Annotated in this window: 12 protein-coding genes; 7 read left to right on the top strand and 5 right to left on the bottom strand. The window is 72.4% G+C overall.

Annotated elements, in window-relative coordinates:
* Positions 1 to 54: 54 nt before the first annotated feature.
* The 3 genes from OG788_RS24655 to OG788_RS24645 form a co-directional block, all read right to left on the bottom strand.
* Entirely contained in the window at positions 55 to 2,127 is a 2,073-nt protein-coding gene (locus OG788_RS24655; protein ID WP_406373470.1) for a serine/threonine-protein kinase, read from the bottom strand.
* 78 nt (positions 2,128 to 2,205) lie between these two features.
* Complete coding sequence (locus OG788_RS24650) at positions 2,206 to 2,709, bottom strand: MarR family transcriptional regulator (RefSeq protein WP_351542950.1); 504 nt, start codon at positions 2,707 to 2,709, stop codon at positions 2,206 to 2,208.
* Positions 2,706 to 3,341 carry a type 1 glutamine amidotransferase family protein gene (locus tag OG788_RS24645; protein WP_406373467.1) on the bottom strand — a complete coding sequence of 212 codons (636 nt, stop codon included), beginning with the start codon at positions 3,339 to 3,341 and terminating at the stop codon, positions 2,706 to 2,708. The genes OG788_RS24650 and OG788_RS24645 overlap by 4 nt, the downstream gene beginning before the upstream one ends.
* Before the next feature lie 720 nt (positions 3,342 to 4,061).
* On the opposite strand from OG788_RS24645, the gene OG788_RS24640 reads away from it, so the two are divergent.
* The 3 genes from OG788_RS24640 to OG788_RS24630 all read left to right on the top strand — a co-directional run bounded on the left by OG788_RS24640 (position 4,062) and on the right by OG788_RS24630 (position 7,144).
* On the top strand, positions 4,062 to 5,417 hold the full coding sequence (locus OG788_RS24640) for an aspartate aminotransferase family protein (protein WP_351542944.1): 1,356 nt from the start codon (positions 4,062 to 4,064) through the stop codon (positions 5,415 to 5,417).
* Between the two features lie 172 nt (positions 5,418 to 5,589).
* Entirely contained in the window at positions 5,590 to 6,285 is a 696-nt protein-coding gene (locus OG788_RS24635) for a GntR family transcriptional regulator (protein WP_351542941.1), read from the top strand.
* Between the two features lie 208 nt (positions 6,286 to 6,493).
* Entirely contained in the window at positions 6,494 to 7,144 is a 651-nt protein-coding gene (locus OG788_RS24630) for a hypothetical protein (protein ID WP_266760945.1), read from the top strand.
* A gap of 95 nt (positions 7,145 to 7,239) precedes the next feature.
* On the opposite strand, the gene OG788_RS24625 is transcribed toward OG788_RS24630, so the two are convergent.
* Positions 7,240 to 7,530: a hypothetical protein gene (locus tag OG788_RS24625; RefSeq protein WP_356747384.1), complete on the bottom strand. Its 291-nt coding sequence runs from the start codon at positions 7,528 to 7,530 to the stop codon at positions 7,240 to 7,242.
* A gap of 740 nt (positions 7,531 to 8,270) precedes the next feature.
* On the bottom strand, positions 8,271 to 9,302 hold the full coding sequence (locus OG788_RS24620) for a LacI family DNA-binding transcriptional regulator (protein WP_406373465.1): 1,032 nt from the start codon (positions 9,300 to 9,302) through the stop codon (positions 8,271 to 8,273).
* 339 nt (positions 9,303 to 9,641) lie between these two features.
* Here OG788_RS24620 and OG788_RS24615 point away from each other — a divergent pair, with 339 nt between their 5' ends.
* From OG788_RS24615 to OG788_RS24600, 4 genes are all read left to right on the top strand, one after another.
* Positions 9,642 to 11,579, top strand: coding sequence for a glycoside hydrolase family 127 protein (locus OG788_RS24615; protein ID WP_406373463.1), 1,938 nt, complete (start codon positions 9,642 to 9,644; stop codon positions 11,577 to 11,579).
* A 37-nt stretch (positions 11,580 to 11,616) separates the two neighbouring features.
* Positions 11,617 to 12,855 (top strand): extracellular solute-binding protein, encoded by a 1,239-nt coding sequence (locus tag OG788_RS24610; RefSeq protein WP_406373461.1) that lies wholly within the window; start codon positions 11,617 to 11,619, stop codon positions 12,853 to 12,855.
* A gap of 254 nt (positions 12,856 to 13,109) precedes the next feature.
* Positions 13,110 to 14,090, top strand: a complete 981-nt coding sequence (locus OG788_RS24605) for a carbohydrate ABC transporter permease (protein WP_406373459.1) — start codon at positions 13,110 to 13,112, stop codon at positions 14,088 to 14,090.
* Positions 14,087 to 14,908: a carbohydrate ABC transporter permease gene (locus tag OG788_RS24600; RefSeq protein WP_406373457.1), complete on the top strand. Its 822-nt coding sequence runs from the start codon at positions 14,087 to 14,089 to the stop codon at positions 14,906 to 14,908. The genes OG788_RS24605 and OG788_RS24600 overlap by 4 nt, the downstream gene beginning before the upstream one ends.
* Positions 14,909 to 14,913: the final 5 nt, after the last annotated feature.

Below are 14,913 nucleotides of genomic sequence, written 5' to 3'. Positions count from 1 at the left end.
AGGCCGCCGGACTCCTGGGGACCCGTGGGCCCGGGTCCACGGACCCGGGCGGGCTCAGCCGCTCTTCGTATAGGTGAGCGCCTCGCCCGAGTTGGTGTTCACCCGGCGCAGCCGGCCGTCCGACAGGAGGGTGACCTCGGAGGCGGCGCCCGGGGAGCACGAGGACGCCGGTTCGCCGGAGGTGACCTGGGAGGGCCCGATCTCCAGCGGTCCGCCGGCGCCCGGGGCCTCGGTCAGGGCGGCCTCGAAGACGCAGTGGTAGGTGCCGCTGCCGGCCGGGCCGTCCGCGGTGAGCGTCAGCACCGTGTCGCCGACCTCGCCCTGCTCGATGGTCAGCCGGCGGGTGTTGTGACCGGTGGCGTTGTCGATGCTGGAGTCCCAGGTGCCGAGGAAGGCCTCCGGGACGGTGCCGTCCGCGGATGCCTCGGCGCTGGGCGACTCGGAGCCGGCGGACGGCTCCTGCGAGGTGCTCTGCCCCGGTGTGGTCGGCGCGCCGGAGGCCGGCGTGGACGCCTTGGGGTCGTCCTGGCCGCCGCCCGCGCCGCCCTTCAGCAGCGCGTACACGCTGCCGCCCGCGCCGAGCGCGACGACCAGGGCCACGACAACGAGGAGGGCTGTGGACCGGCTGCGCCGGGGTTCGGGGCCGAGCGGGGCGACGGCGGGGCCGTACGGAGGGGTCGGGCCGTAGGGCGGGGTGACGCCGGGGCCGTACGGGCCCGGGGCGACGCCCGGTCCGTACGGCGGCGTGGAGCCGTACGGCGGCTGCTGGGGTGCGCCCCAGCCGGCCTGCGGGTAGCCGTAGGCGGGGTGGGCCGGGCCCTGCCCGGAGGACTGCGGGTGCTGCTGCGGGTAGCCGTAGGCCTGGTGCGGGGTGGCCGGTGCCGCCGGGGGCGGCGTCTGGCCCGAGCCCGCGACGAGGGTGGGGAGATGGTTCACGGGACCGGGCTGCCCGGGCGGAGGCGGGGTGGCGCCCTCCTCGGCCGGCGTGGGCGCGTGCTCCGGGGAGGCCTCGGCGGAGGCGGCGGGCGTCGAGGAGGACGCGGACGGCGTCGAGGAGGAGGCCGAGGAAGCGGGCGAGGCGGACGGCGGCTTGGAGAGGTCCGGGGCGGGGACCGGCGATGCGGGGGCCGGAGGCAGGGCGGGCCTGGCCGGCACGGGAGCGGCGCCGGGCACCGGGGCACCGGCCCGGGGCTGCTCCTGCTCCTCGTCGGGGTTCTCCGTGTCGAGCAACTTCACCGCGTGGCGGCCGAGTTGGGCCACCAGCGCGGCAGGCAGCCACGGATCGAGGGTGCGCCCGTCCGAGACGGTGTCCTCCGCGCCTGTTCGCGCCAGGATCTCGTCGAGGCCGGGCCGGGCGTCGGGGTCCTTGCGCAGACAGGCGCGCACGAGATCGGCGAGGCCCTCGGGCACGCCCGTCAGGTCCGGGTCCTCCTGCGCGATGCGGAACATCATGGCGTGCACACCACTGTTGGCCGCCCCGAACGGAAGGGCGCCGGTTGCGGCGTACGACAGGACCGAGCCGAGGCAGAAGATGTCGCACGCGGGGGTGACACGGTCGCCGCGCACCTGCTCGGGGGCCATGAACCCGGGCGAGCCGACGAGCGCCCCGGTGTGCGTCAGACCGCCGTCGGTCACCGTCTCCAGGGCGCGCGCGATGCCGAAGTCGATGACCCGGGGACCGTCGATGGTGACGAGGACGTTCGAAGGCTTGAGGTCGCGGTGGATGAGGCCCGCTGCGTGGATGTCCTTCAGCGCGTGCGCGAGGCCCGCGGCGAGGATGCGCACGGAACGCTCGGGCAGTGCGCCGTGGTCGCGTCCCACGACGGCCTGGAGCGAGGGTCCCGCGACGTAGCCGGTGGCCACCCACGGGATCGCCGCCTCGGTGTCCGCGTCCAGGACGGGTGCGGTCCAGAGACCGCCGACCCGGCGCGCGGCCCTCACCTCCTGGCGGAAGCGGGCCCGGAACTCCTCCTGCTCGGCGAGTTCCGGACGGACGAGTTTGACGGCGACCGTACGCCCCCGGTCGGAGCGCGCGAGATAGACGTGGCCCATCCCGCCGGCACCGAGCCGCGCCAGCAGTCGGTACGCCCCGATCTGGTGCGGATCCCCTGCCCCCAGGTTCTCCATGGCTGCGCCCACCCTCCCCCGTATGCGTGCAACAGACCGAGGATAGTGCGCCGTACGGGGAGGTGGACGGGGCGGTGTCTACGGTTCCGTCACGGCTGGTGCCGTTTTCGTAACAGGTGCCGCGTATTCCGTGGCCTCCGGCGCCGCCAGATCGTCGAGGACGGCCGACAGTCGCTCCAGGACGCGGACGGTCTCGGCGAGCCCTTCAGCGCCGAGCGCCTCGGCGAGCCGGTCGGCGAAGGCGGCGTGGCCGGGGCCGATCTCCGCGACGGCGGCGCGGCCCCGCTCGGTCGGGGAGAGGAGCTTGGCGCGGCGGTGGGCGGGGTTGGGCAGGTACGCGGCGAGCCCTCTGTCCACGAGCAGGTCGGCGACGCGCTGCACGCTCTGCCGGGTGATGCCCATGACGCGGGCGATCCCCGAGACGGGCAGGGGTTCGCCGAGGACGGCGCCGAGCACCTGCCACCAGGCGGCGGTGATCCCGGCGGGCCGGGCCAGCTCCTCGGCCACGGAGAGGTACTGCCCGTTCAGCCGGAAGACCGCGAGGGCGCTGCGGCTGAACAGGTCCTGCCGGCGCCGGCTCACCGGCCCGCCTTCTCCAGTACGGCGTACGCCTCGGCGTCGGAGTCGTGGAAGAGCCGGTACCAGGCGTCCAGGACCTCGCCCTCGTAGACCCCGAGCAGCCGGAAGACCTCGCGGGCGAAGGCGACGGGTTCGGTGGGCCCCGCGGTGACGAGCCCGCCGTCGGTGACGGCGTCGGCGTCGATGTACCGCTCGCCGCCCCGGTACCCCGTGGCGGCGAGGTAGAAGGAGACGGCGCTGGTGTGGTCCCGGTCGTCCAGCAGCCCCTCGCGGGCGAGGCCGGCCGTCGCCCCGCAGATCGCCGCGACCGGGACACCCGCGTCGAGGAACGCGCGGGCGGTACGGGCGAAGGGCGCGAGGTCCTCGGAGGTGTCCCAGAGGTCGGCGCCGGTGAGGACGAGCAGCGAGCTGTCCTCGGGGCGGAGCTCGTCGAGCGCGAGGTCGGGCTGCACGCGCAGCCCTCCGATGGTGGTGACCGGCTCCCGGCCGGGGCCGACCGTGCGGATCGGGTAGCCGGCTCGGGCGAGATGGGCCGTCGTGTGCCCCGTCTCCCAGTCGGCGAAGGTGTCGTAGACGGCGAGGTGGACGGGCTTGCGGGGTGCGGAACCCGTGCCGGCGTCTGCGGTGGCGTTCATGACTCCTCCTCGAGCGAGCGGAAGTTATGTAAGCATCCTGTCAATTCGACAGGGTGCTGTCAAGAGTTCGGAGGGTCCATCGCCCGACCACAGCCCGGACGCCGGGCCGTTGGCTCCCGGGAAGGCACGTGAGGCCGCCGAGAGCGCCCCCGCAGTCCGGACGGAGGCAGCCCGGAGACCGCGGCCGAGGCCCCTGGAAGCCACCCGGAGGGCGAAGGGGGCGTCCGGACGCCGAGCCTGGGAGCCCCTCGGGCGCTCCGGGGGCCCGAGGGGCTCCCGGAAGCCGCCTGAGGCCTGCCGGGAGGCGGCCGGTGGCGACCAGGAAGCCCCGGAAGCGACCCGGAGACCGGGGCGGAGGAACCGGGAAGTCGCCCGAAGCCCGCCGGGAGGGCAGCCCGGAGAGCGAAGGGAGGCGGCCGGACGCCGAGCCGAGAACCCCCGAGGGGGTCCGGACGCCGAGCCGAGAATCCCCGAAGGGCTCCGGACGCCGAGCCGAGAGACCCCGAAGGGCTCCGGACGCCGAACCGAGAACCCCCGAAGAGCTCCGGACCCGAACCGGGAGCCCGCGAGGCGGCCCGGGGGCCGGGCCGAGAACCCCTGGCGCTGCCCGTGGGCATCCCGCATGCCTCGGCCAAGCCCGACAGACTGTCGCGGAAAGCTCCCGACCGCAGACAGGACGCCGATACCGCGCCCGGTCCGTGGACATTTACGCTTCGCCGCATGACCCCTCAGCCCAACCCCCAGGCCGGCGCCGCCGTGAAGGCCGCGGACCGTGCGCACGTGTTCCACTCCTGGTCCGCGCAGGAGCTCATCGACCCGCTAGCCGTCGCCGGCGCGGAGGGGTCGTACTTCTGGGACTACGAAGGCAAGCGGTATCTGGACTTCACCAGTGGGCTCGTCTTCACCAACATCGGGTACCAGCACCCGAAGGTCGTCGCCGCGATCCAGGAACAGGCCGCGACCCTGTCCACGTTCGCGCCCGCCTTCGCCGTCGAGGCGCGTTCGGAGGCGGCCCGGCTGATCGCCGAGCGGACCCCGGGCGACCTGGACAAGATCTTCTTCACCAACGGCGGCGCGGAGGCCGTCGAGAACGCCACGCGGATGGCCCGGCTGCACACCGGCCGTCCGAAGGTGCTCTCCGCCTACCGTTCGTACCACGGTGCCACCTCCACCGCGATCAACCTGACCGGTGACCCCCGGCGCTGGCCGAACGACAGCGGCGCGGCCGGTGTCGTCCACTTCTGGGCGCCCTTCCTGTACCGCAGCCCCTTCCACTCCGACAGCGAGCGGCAGGAGTGCGAGCGCGCGCTGCAGCACCTGGAGGACACGATCGCCTTCGAGGGGCCCGCGACCATAGCGGCCCTCATCCTGGAGACGATCCCGGGCACCGCGGGGATCATGACGCCGCCGGCCGGCTACCTCGCCGGGGTGCGGGAGATCTGCGACCGGTACGGGATCGTCTTCGTCCTGGACGAGGTCATGGCCGGGTTCGGGCGGACCGGCAAGTGGTTCGCCGCCGACCACTACGACGTCACGCCGGACCTGATGACCTTCGCCAAGGGCGTGAACTCCGGCTATGTGCCGCTGGGCGGTGTGGCAATCTCCTCCGCCATCGCCGAGACCTTCGCCAAGCGGCCCTACCCGGGCGGGCTCACCTACTCCGGGCACCCGCTGGCCTGCGCGGCCGCCGTCGCGACGATCAACGTCATGGAGGAGGAAGGGATCGTCGACCAGGCCGCGGCCATCGGCGAGACCGTCCTCGGGCCGGGGCTGCGCGAGCTGGCCGAGCGGCACCCGAGCATCGGCGAGGTACGCGGCACGGGCGTCTTCTGGGCGCTGGAGCTGGTGAAGAACCGGGAGACCCGGGAGCCGCTGGTTCCGTACAACGCCGCGGGCGAGGCGAACGCGCCGATGGCCGCGTTCGGCGCCGCGGCCAAGGCCCGCGGTCTGTGGCCCTTCATCAACATGAACCGCACCCACGTCGTGCCGCCGTGCAACATCACCGAGGCCGAGGCCAAGGAGGGGCTTGCGGCCCTGGACGAGGCGCTGTCGGTGGCGGACGAGCACACGGTGTGAGGCCGTAGGGGTTCCCCGCCCCTGCGGGGGCCGGTCGCTCGGTTCCCGGCGCCCGTGCGGGGGTGCCGGGAAATCCGCTCGCCGATTCCCCACCGCGTATGGTGGCCTGCTCGACGGGATACGCGAGTAGATACGCGCACCTACCCACGCGACGGGGAGTGAGACGACCACCATGGCCGGCACCGGCGGCACGGGCGCCGTAACCCGCAGCACCCTGCGACAGCAGATCGCGGACGCGCTCCGCGACGAGGTGCTCGGGGGTCGCCTCCGGCCGGGCCAGGAGTTCACGGTGAAGGAGATCGCCGAGCAGTACGGCGTCTCCGCCACCCCCGTCCGCGAGGCCCTGGTCGATCTGTCGGCCCAGGGGCTCCTGGACGCCGACCAGCACCGCGGCTTCCGTGTGCACGAGTACTCCGCCGCCGACTACCGCGGCATGATCGAGGCGCGCAGCCTGATCACGGAGGGCATGTTCCAGGAGCTCGTGGCCGGCGGTATGCGGCAGGCCGACGATCCCCGCGCGCTCGCCGCCCTCGCCGCCGTCCGGCGCCGCGGCGAGGAGGCCCAGCGCGCGGCCGCCGCGGGTGACCTGAACATCCTCATCGGTTACGACCTCCGCTTCTGGCGCGAACTGAGCAGCCTCTTCGGCAACCCCTACCTCGGCGACTTCCTGCACCGGCTGCGGGTCCAGTCCTGGGTCTGCACGGTCCAGCACCTGCGCCGGGTCGCCGATCTGAGGGGCCAGCTGTGGTCCGGCCACACGGAGTTGGTCGACGCCCTCGCCCGCCGCGACGCCGACACCGCCCGGGCGATCGTGGCGGCGTACAACGAGCACGCGCTCGCCCTCATCGAACGGCTCGACGCCACGTGAGACCCCGGCCGGGACCCGGATCACCCCGGTCCCGCGTTTGAGGACACCCCCGCCGGGGATCGGGGGGTTGGGGGCACGGCCCCCGAGCGGCGGGCAGGCACCGGCCCACCCGGGAGACCTACTTGCGTACCGGCCTCTTCACAAGACCGCCACGCGCACTACGCTGCCCTGACCACCCTGCACCCCAAGGAGCAAGAGGAGCCGTCTGTTGGCCTGTGACCTGTGGTTGGTCCCGCTCGTCGACGTGCTGTGCCACACCCCCGACAACCCCTTCGCCGAGGAGCTCGCGCTCTACGACAAGGTGCTCGCCGAGGCCGGACTCCCACCGGTGCCGGTGTACGCGTACATGCCGGGCCTCTCGGGTGACGTCGCCCCGGTCGCCGGCTTCGACTACGACGCGCTGCACTTCCTGCGCCGCGCGTACCTCCTCCAGATGTGCGGGCTCGCGGTGACGCCGGTCGACGAACTGGGCGGAGACTACGAACAATTGCTGGAGATGTTCGAGACGAACGCCCAGCAGTCGCATCTGGTCTGGCACTACGACCACGCCGGTGCGTACGTCCCCGTCGAGTTCCCGCACCCGCTGGCCAACGACGAACTCCTCGCGGGCGGCGGCCCCCTGGGCTCCTCCCAGGCCCTCCTGCGCGAACTCGAGTTCGTGGCCCCCTCGATCGGCATCGACCCGGCCAACCCCCCGGCGGCACCGCAGCCCCCGAACGCTCCGACGGAGCTGGAGGAGCCCGCCGCCCCCGCCCCCTACGACGCCAGCCCCTTCGCCCGCGAACGTCACGTCTGGCTGGGCCTGCACGCCGCGGCGACCCGGAGTCTCGCCCAGGGCTCCATGATCATCTTCAGCTGATCCGGCCCTCCCGGTGCGGGGCCCCGGCCACGTGCGCCCCGCACCGACGGACCCTGGTCCCACCCCGGACATGCGCACGCACCCCCGCCCGGCCGTCAGCGCAGCTGGGCCAGGCCCTTCTGGAGATCCTCGCCGTTCATGATCGGGCAGACCTCGACCTCCGCGTTGAGCTGAGTGAAGAACGGTTCGCCGACGGGCGGGAGTTCCGAGCTGTCCTGCATGTCGAACACGATGAACGCGGTACGGCGCCCGCCCACCGGGCCGAAGTACGCCGCTTCCGGCTTGATGCGATCCAGAGCCTCCTTCAGCAGGTCCGACATCTTGCCGCTGCGGATCATTTCGTTGGCCTTCTCCGTGTCCAGGGTCGCCTTGAGCATGACGCGCATCGCACTCACCTTCTCCATCGGTCGACGCACGCAAATGCACCCGAACGTGCACATTCAGGCTATGCCCCCTATCCTCCGCATGCCCACTCCTGCGCCTCGAGCACGGAACGCCGCGGCGGCGTGCGGCCGAGGCGACGTCCACACCCGGCCGGTGCCGCCAACTCGACGGCCGGGTCCGCCCACTGAGGGCCGGGACGGGCACGTACACGATGCGGTTCGGGCTCGCCGTCGGATGCCTGACACCCTCCGGCCGCGCCCGGTGCGAGGTGCCGGCGGGCACCCGCGGGGAAGCGGACCGGGCGGCGCCCGGCGGATTCAACAAATCGTCGCAACACAAGGGGTGTTGGGGTCGTTTTCCAGTAGCTGGGTGAAGCGCTCGGCTGGGGTCTCCCAGCCGAGCGTTTTTCGCGGCCTGGCGTTCAGTTCAGCGGAGGCGGCGTCCAGGTCCATTCGCCCGGGGCCCGTTCCTCACCGGGCAGGCGCGCCGAGCGGCGGCGGGTCGCCCGCGGACGGGCCCACCGTCATGCGACGCCCTCCGCGCGGTGGGGGCGCACGGCAGGGGTGAGCGCCGCGGCACACGCCATCGCCACGGCGACAGACGGGTGGGGGTACGACCGGACCACCGGTTCGAAGGTGCGCCCGTCGCTCGTACGACAACCGAAGTGCGGCGGGACGAACGACGGTTCACAGCCGGTGAGCCGCGTCGAGAGGGCCCGCGCCAGGAGACCCCGCATCCGCGATCAGCTGGACTCGCGCACCACCAGCCTGCACGGAACCGTGTGGACACCCCCCGGCCCCGGCTCCACGTCCTCGGCGTCGATGGCCTCCAGCAGGCGCAGCGCGGCGATCCGGCCGATCTCGGTGAGGTCCATGTCGATGGTGGTCAGCGGCGGGCGGCAGGCCAGCGCCATGGTGTCCCAGTTGTCGTAGCCGACGACCGCGATGTCGCCGGGGACGTCCACCCCCCGCTCGCGCAGCGCGTCGGCGACACCCCGGGCGATCTGGTCGTTGCCGCAGAAGAAGGCGTCGGTGTCCGGTGCCGTGCGCAGCACCGCGTCGGCGGCCCGGCGCCCCCACGCCTCGCTCCACTCGCCGAAGTGGACCCGCCCGGTGGCCAGTCGCAGCGAGGAGCGCCCCAGGTGCTCGACCGCGTGCCGGGCGCGGTCGCGGGCGGCGGCGTGGTGCTCCGGGCCGGTGACATGCGCGATCCGGGTCCGGCCCGCGGCGAGCAGATGCTCCACGGCGAGCTGGGCGCCGCCCCGGTCGTCGGAGACCACGGAGGAGTCGGCCGGGTCGGTGGACGGGGAGAGCGCGTAGACGATCGGGATCGGGTCGACGCCGGTCAGCGGCGGGCGCGGGTCCGTGCGGCGGCCGGTGACGATGATGCCGTCCACCCTGCGGTCCATCAGGTTGCGCAGATGGTGCTGCTCGCGGATCGAGTCGCCCCGGGTGTCGCACAGCAGCACGGAGATCTTCCCGGCGCCCAGCGCGTCCTCCGCGCCGAGCAGCACGGGGGTGGAGAAGCGGCCGATGCCGTCCGTCGTCATCAGACCGACCGTCCAGCTGCGGCCGGTGTGCAGGCTCTGCGCGTGCTGGTTGGGGCGGAAGCCGAGCGTCTCCACGGCGTCGAGAACCCGCTGACGGGTCTCGGGCCGCATCCGCCCGCCGCCGTTCAGGGCCTTCGACGCCGTGCCCACACTGACCCCAGCGAGGGCGGCGACATCGGCGAGCTTGGCCCGGCCGGCGGAGGGCGAGCGCGGAGCAGAGGTCACGGGCAATCCTTTTCCTTCGCGTCGACCGGGACATCACCGTCCCTCGCCGACGACAGTAGCGACCCCATCGTGCCAGCGGCCAGGGGTACGGGCCAGAGCCCGAGCAGCGGAGAAAATTTTGCGTCCCGACCCTTGACCCCCTTCCGTCGACTCCCCTCTACTTTCCGGCAGGAAAACGGTTGCTCAAACGAGTTCCCGATCGGTCCCCCGACCCGTTCGAAGGGGCATGCCGCACCCGTCCCCGGGCGGTCTGCCTCACCCGTCCCCGAGCGGTCCGCCGCACCCGATTCCGAACGACCGACGACCCGCCGAACGCGTCCCGACGAGAACCGGAGAACCATGCCCCGCACACGCTCCGCCGCCCTCCCCGGCACGGGACCCGTGCACCCCACCCCCGGTGCCCGCGCCGCGCTGCGCCCCGCTCCCGTCACCATCGGCGCCGGGTTCTGGCACACCCGCCGTGAGGTCAACGCGCGCATCTCCATCCCGCAGGGCCCGGACCTGCTGGAGTCGGCGGGCAACCTGCACAACCTGCGGCTGGCCGCCGGCACGGCCGAGGGCTCGTTCCAGGGGGCGTACCCGTTCCTCGACACCGACGTCTACAAGTGGCTGGAGGCCGCCGCCTGGCGGCTGTCCGAGGAGCCCGCGGGCGGACCGGCCGCCGAGGTGGACCGGATCATCGCCCTGGTGGCGGCCGCCCAGCAGCCCGACGGCTATCTCAACACCTGGTTCCAGCTCCGCGGGAACGGCGAGCGCTACCAGGATCTGCGCTGGGGTCACGAGCTGTACTGCGCGGGGCACCTCATCCAGGCGGCCGTGGCCCACCACCGCACCACCGGCCGCCCCGAACTCCTCGATGTGGCCCGCCGTTTCGCCGACCACGTCGACTCGGTCTTCGGCGCCCCGGGCAGCGGAAAGCCCCTGGACGGCATCGACGGCCACCCCGAGATCGAGACCGCCCTGGTCGAGCTCTACCGGGAGACCGGCGAACGCCGCTACCTCGACCTGGCCGGCTACTTCGTCGACCGCCACGGCCACGGCCTGCTCGGCGGCGAGGCGTACTGCCAGGACCGGGTGCCGCTGCGCGAGGCGACCACCGTGGAAGGCCACGCCGTACGGCAGTTGTATCTGCTGGCCGCGGCGGCGGACCTCGCGGCCGAGACCGCCGACGCCGAACTCCGCGCCGCCTGCGAGCGCCTGTGGCAGGCCATGGTGGCGACGAAGACCCACCTCACCGGGGGGCTCGGCGCCCACCACGACGAGGAGGACTTCGGCGACCCCTACGAACTCCCCAACGAGCGCGCCTACTGCGAGACCTGCGCCGCCATCGCCTCCGTCCAGTGGAGCTGGCGCATGGCCCTGCTCACCGGCGAGGCCCGCTACGGCGACCTGATCGAACGCACCCTCTACAACGGCTTCCTCGCCGGGGTCTCCCTGGACGGCGAGCGCTGGCTGTACGTCAACCCGCTCCAGGTCCGCGACGGCCACACCGACCCCGGCGGCGACCAGTCGGCCCGCCGCACCCGCTGGTTCCGCTGCGCCTGCTGCCCGCCCAACGTCATGCGGCTACTGGCCTCCCTGGAGCACTACCTCGCGTCCACGAGTCCCGACGGTCTCCAGATCCACCAGTACGTCACCGGCGAGTACCGTGCCGAACGGGCCGGCGCCCCCGTCGCCGTACGCGCAGAGACCGACTACCCCTGGCACGGCACGGTCGCCCTGACCGTCGAGCAGACGCCCGACACCCCCTGGACCCTCTCCCTCCGCATCCCCCAGTGGTGCGACTCCTTCCGCGTCCACGACGGCGAACGGACCTACGACGGCGCGAACGCGCCCGTCCGGGACGGCTGGCTGCGCCTGGAGCGGACCTGGGCTCCCGGCGACCGGGTGATCCTCGAACTCGCCCTGGACGCCCGGCTCACCGCGGCCGACCCGCGCGTGGACGCCGTACGCGGCTGCGCGGCGATCGAACGCGGCCCGCTCGTGTACTGCCTGGAACAGGCGGACCACCCGGGCGGCGGCCTGGACGACCTCGTCCTCGACCCCGCCCGCCCGCTCGCCGTCAAACAGCGCCCCGACCTGCTCGGCGGCGTCACCACCGTGCTGGCCGCCGGACACCGCCGCGCCCTTCCTCCCGACGGTTCCTGGTGGCCCTACCGCCCGGCCGGTCACCCCGCCCCGCCGGCCGGCGACCCCGTCGAACTCACCGCGATCCCCTACTACGCCTGGGCCAACCGCGAGGACGGCGGCATGCGCGTCTGGCTGCCCACGTCCTGAATCCGTACGTCCCTCTCCCGACAACGAGGTCACCCCCGTGAGAAGCACCCGCCGCACCCTGACCGCAGCCATAGCCACCGCCTGTGCCCTCGCCACCGTCACCGCGTGCGGCGGCGGCTCCGGCTCCTCCTCGTCCGGCAAGTCCTCGACGTACACCTTCTGGGACCCCTACCCGCAGTTCGACGCGTCCTCCGACTGGGGCAAGCGTGTCGCCGCGTGCGGCACCGAGGCGGGGGTCGAGGTCAAGCGCACCGCGTACGACACCACGGACCTGGGCAACAAGGCACTGCTCGCCGCCCAGCAGGGCAACGCGCCCGACGTGATGCTGGTCGACAACCCGGTCGTCTCCACCCTCGTGGAGGCGGGCATCCTCACCAAGGCCGGCGACCTCGGTCTCGACACGGCCGCGATCCAGAAGAACATCATCGGAGCGGGCACCCTCGACGACGCGGCCTACGGCGTCCCCATCGGCGCCAACACCCTCGCCCTCTACTACAACAAGAAGGTCCTCTCCGCCGCACACGTCGACCCGGCCGGCATCAAGGACTGGCCGTCCCTCACGGCGGCCCTCAAGAAGATCAAGGCGGCGGGCAAGAAGGGCATCACCTTCTCGGCGATCAACACCGAGGAAGGCAGCTTCCAGTTCCTGCCGTGGTTCTGGGGAGCGGGCGGCGACCTCACCGAACTCGACTCCGCCAGGGGCGTCGCTGCCCTCACCCTGTGGAAGCAGTGGGTCGACGAGGGGTACGCCCCCAAGGACGTACTGAACAACACCCAGACCACCAGCTGGCAGGAGTTCGCCACCGGGGACTACGCGTTCGGCGAGAACGGCACCTGGCAGCTCGGCAACGCCGAGAAGGCCGGATTCCCGTACGGAATCGTCAACATCCCGGCGCAGAAAGGCGGTTCGGCACCGGTTCCCACCGGCGGCGAGTTCGTCACCGTTCCCGTGCAGCAGGACACCGGCCGCTACGACACCAGCAAGAAGATCGTCACCTGCCTGACCAGCGCCAAGAACCTCCTGGCGAGCGACACGACGCTGACCTATGTGGCACCCACCGACGAGGTGCAGGCCCGGCAGGTCGCGGCGAACCCGAAGCTCAAGCCCTGGGTGGAGGCGGTGGCAGCCGCCCGTGGCCGCACCAGCGGCGGCCTGGGCACCAAGTACCCGACCATCTCCCAGCCCCTGTGGACCGCCGTACAGGCGGCCCTCTCCGGCGCCAAGAGCCCCCAGTCCGCCCTGAACGACGCCCAGACCTCGGCCTCCAAGGGCTGAACCCCCAAGCGACTTTCGCCCCCTCCGCCCCTACCCGACCCGTACCTGGGGCTCCGCCCCAGACCCCGCTCCTCAAACGCCGGAGGGGCTGAAATTGCCGACCCCCGGAGGGGCTGAAAAGGGGAGACGCACCCGCAGCCGAAATGCGGCCGGAGGGGCCGTGCCGGTACATCCCTGATGTCCGTCGCTTACGCCCGGATCGAGCAGCGGCTCCCGTTCAGAACTCACGTCTGATCCAACGGCGACGGACTGGGATGTACCGGCACGGCCCCGACCCACCCACCGGACCCGCACCCGCACCCGCACCCACCGGACCCCGACCCGGAAACCGCAGAGGCACCCGCATGCTCACCCATCACCACCGGAGCCGGCTGACGGCGCTCGCCTTCCTCGCCCCGCTGGCCGCCTACCTCACCGCGTTCTACGCCTACCCGCTCTACCGCAACCTCGACCTGAGCCTGCGCGACTACACCGTCCGCTCCTTCGTCGCGGGCGACGCCCCCTTCTCCGGCTGGGACAACTTCTCCAGCGTCCTGAACGACCCGGCGTTCGCCCCGGCGATGCGGCACACCCTGGTCTTCACCTTCGTGTCCATCGCCGTCCAGTACGCCGCCGGCCTCGCGCTCGCCGTCTTCTTCAACCACCACTTCCGCCTGGCCCCCACCCTCCGGGCCCTGTTCCTGATCCCGTGGCTGCTGCCGCTGATCGTGTCGGCGTCGACGTGGTCCTGGATGTTCAACAGCGAGTCGGGTGTGGTGAATTACGCCCTGCACCCGACCGGCGTCGACCCCGTCGGCTGGCTCACCTCACCGCACTGGGCGCTGACATCGGTCATCATCGCCAACATCTGGATCGGCATCCCCTTCAACCTGGTCATCCTGTACAGCGGCCTCCAGAACATCCCCGCCGAGCTGTACGAGGCCGCCGCCCTGGACGGGGCGAACGCCTGGCAGCGGTTCCGCCGCATCACGTTCCCGCTGCTGCGCCCGGTCTCGGCGATCACGCTGCTGCTCGGTCTCGTCTACACCCTCAAGGTCTTCGACCTGATCTGGATCATGACGAAGGGCGGCCCCGGCGACTCCTCGTCCACCCTGGCGACCTGGTCCTACCGGCTCGGATTCGGCACCCTGCTGCCCCAGTTCGGCCCGGGAGCCGCCGTCGGCAACATCCTCATCGTCATCGCCCTCGCCTTCGGGCTGCTGCACATCCGCGTACAGAGGAGGCAGGAGCCGTGAAGTCCCGTACAGGCAAGCGGCGTTACACCGTGGCCGGCATCGCCCTCACCGCGCTGATGCTCTTCCCGGTGTACTGGATGCTGAACGTGTCCCTCACGCCGCAGCGGAACATGCGCAAGAGCCCGCCCGACCTGTTCCCGCTGCACCCCACCTTCGAGGGCTACCGGGCCGTCCTGAACGACCAGTTGCCCTACCTGGGCACCAGCCTGCTCATCGGCCTCGGCACCGTCGCCCTCACCCTGGTCCTCGCCGCCCCGGCGGGATACTCCCTCGCCAAGCTGCGCCCGCCCGGCGCGGGACCGCTCGGCCTCGTGCTCCTGGTCGCCCAGATGATCCCGGGCATCGTCATGGCGATGGGCTTCTACGGGTTCTTCCTCGACCTCGGACTGCTCAATTCCTGGTGGGGCCTGATCGTCGCGGACTCCACCATCGCCGTGCCGTTCGGCGTCATGATCTTCGCCGCGTTCATGTCGGGCATCCCGGACGAACTCATCTCCGCGGCCCGCATCGACGGCGCCGGCACCTGGCGGATCTTCCGCTCCGTCGTCCTGCCGGTGAGCCGCAACGCGATCGTCACGGTCTCGCTCTTCGGCTTCCTGTGGGCCTGGTCCGACTTCGTCTTCGCCAACACCCTCGACGGCGGCGGCGACCTGCGCCCCATCACCCTCGGCATCTACCACTACATCGGCAACAACAACCAGGAATGGAACGCGATCATGGCCACCGCCGTCGTCGCGTCGGTCCCCGCCACTGTCCTGCTCGTCCTCGCACAGCGCTACGTGGCCGCGGGCGTGACCGCGGGCGCGGTGAAGGACTGAGCGGG

The sequence above is a fragment of the Streptomyces sp. NBC_00647 genome, from assembly GCF_045207245.1.
Taxonomy (GTDB): domain Bacteria; phylum Actinomycetota; class Actinomycetes; order Streptomycetales; family Streptomycetaceae; genus Streptomyces.
Note: the sequence above shows the minus strand (reverse complement) of the source record. Positions and strands in the feature narration are given on the sequence as shown.